The organism is Citrobacter sp. S46_ASV_140, assembly GCF_018919545.1.
In the GTDB taxonomy this organism is placed as follows: Bacteria; Pseudomonadota; Gammaproteobacteria; order Enterobacterales; family Enterobacteriaceae; genus Citrobacter; species Citrobacter braakii.
The window spans coordinates 1-1,763 of the sequence record NZ_JAHLRC010000251.1 but is presented as its reverse complement, the minus strand read 5'-3'; the positions used below and the strand labels follow the sequence as shown (position 1 = coordinate 1,763).

At 53.5% G+C, this 1,763-nt stretch carries 1 protein-coding gene; it reads right to left on the bottom strand.

The window, feature by feature from the left end:
- On the bottom strand, positions 1–1,709 hold a 1,709-nt coding region (locus tag KQJ19_RS23485; protein ID WP_216404269.1), incomplete at its 3' end, for an alpha-glucosidase.
- Positions 1,710–1,763: the final 54 nt, after the last annotated feature.

Here is a 1,763-nt window from a genome sequence, read left to right as displayed (position 1 = left end):
GGTTTAAGGGTGGTAAAGACGGTGGTCATACGAGCAAAGTGGGCGATGGTTTCAGCATCACCATCAAACTGCCAGTTATCGCCAGGGCGGTTACCTTCGTGGGTGCGCATCATCGGCGTGAAGGCGCTAAAGTCACACCAGCGCAGCAGCAGCTCTTTGCTGCGTTTCATTTCAAATAGGGTGGTGTAGCCGCCGATATCGCTGTGGTGCAGACCATGACCGCTCATCGCCAGTGACAGCGCTGCAGGAACGACGGAAGCCAGACCGTCGTCAAGGCTCCAGTCAACGTTCTGATCGCCTGCCCACATCATGGTGGAGTATTTCTGGCTGCCGGTGTAACCCGCACGCATAAAGAACAGGATCTCGCCGAGCTTGCCAGTCTCCTGTAACGCTTCGTAGTTACATTTCGCCCACAGCGCAGGCCAGGCGTTATGCATAATTTCAGCGCTAATGCCATTGTGCAGGTAAGTGTCGGTTGGCAGGTATTCGCCAAAGTCGGCCATCCAACCGCCGCATCCCAGCTCAATCATGTTCTTTTTGATGACTTCTTTGAACCAGGCGTAGGCTTCAGGGTTGGTCAGGTCCACCACGCCGCCGTAAAACTCGCCAAACTCAACCAGATAGTCAGCGCCAGAGGCATCTTTCGCCAAATAACCGTGCGCAGCCGCTTCGGCGCAGAGATCTTTATCGCTGGCGACGTACGGGTTGATGTAGGAGAGGAATTGCACACCTTCTTCTTTCCACTGCTTAATACGGCTATCCAACTGAGGATAGTTGTCGCTGTTCCACTTCCAGTTCCACATCACGCGTTTGCCAAAGGAGGTCATGCGGATCCCGGACCAGTCCTGCGCCCAGATGCCGTTTACTTTCACGCCTGCGTTACGCATGGTGTCCAGTTTGTTCTGGCAAACCTCAGTACCGCCTTGAATACCGAGCGTGACGCCATCGTAGATCCAGTCCGGCAGCTCCGGCTGGCGTCCTAACAGCGCGGTCAGTTTTTCCAGTAAAGAGATGTAGGTGTCAGCGCATTCAAATCGTAGGGTGGTTTTGTCCTCCCACAATGCCAGTTCGTGATACTCCGGCGCGCTGAAGTCGAAATTCATATAGCAGCTGTTATCAACGTGGCAGTAGTACTTCTGCGTGCTGACGAAGGTCGGCTGCGGGAAAAAGGTCCAGTAGTAGTCACCACCGGCATTTTCTTTGCAGTCTGCCTGCCAGGTGACATAGCTATTTTTGTTACGGCCCACGCCCTGTTCGCTGGTCCACAGTGGGAACGGCTTACCGCGTAAGTCGAAATAAGAGAACTGTTCACCGCAGCCGTAAATATGATCGTCCGGGTTGGCAGCCAGACGCAGCCAGACGCGGTTATGGCTGAGGTCATCGTTGTGCAGATCCAGCTTCAGGCGACCCTGTTCATCGATGGAGATGTGCAGCGTGGCGTTGATGGTGTTACCGCGACTGAAATGCACCTGCCAGCCGTCAGGTGACTCGTTGACCGTGGCGTCGGTCAGGGCAATCTTCTCATTGAGTTTGTCTTTAATGCTGAAGTTGCCGCGGAACATATCAATATCGGCAACGCCAGCGCCGATCCACAGGCAGGGGGTTTCTGTGCTGTGACGTAAAATCAGGCGCTGGTGGTATGTCAGCGTAAAGCCATTCTGTAACGTCGTTAGTTCTAAAGCGGTTGACCGTTGTTGTAGCGAATTCATTATCGTCTCCGTAAAAATAGGGTAATTCGGTAATTTGTCGGAAAACTGTTATTC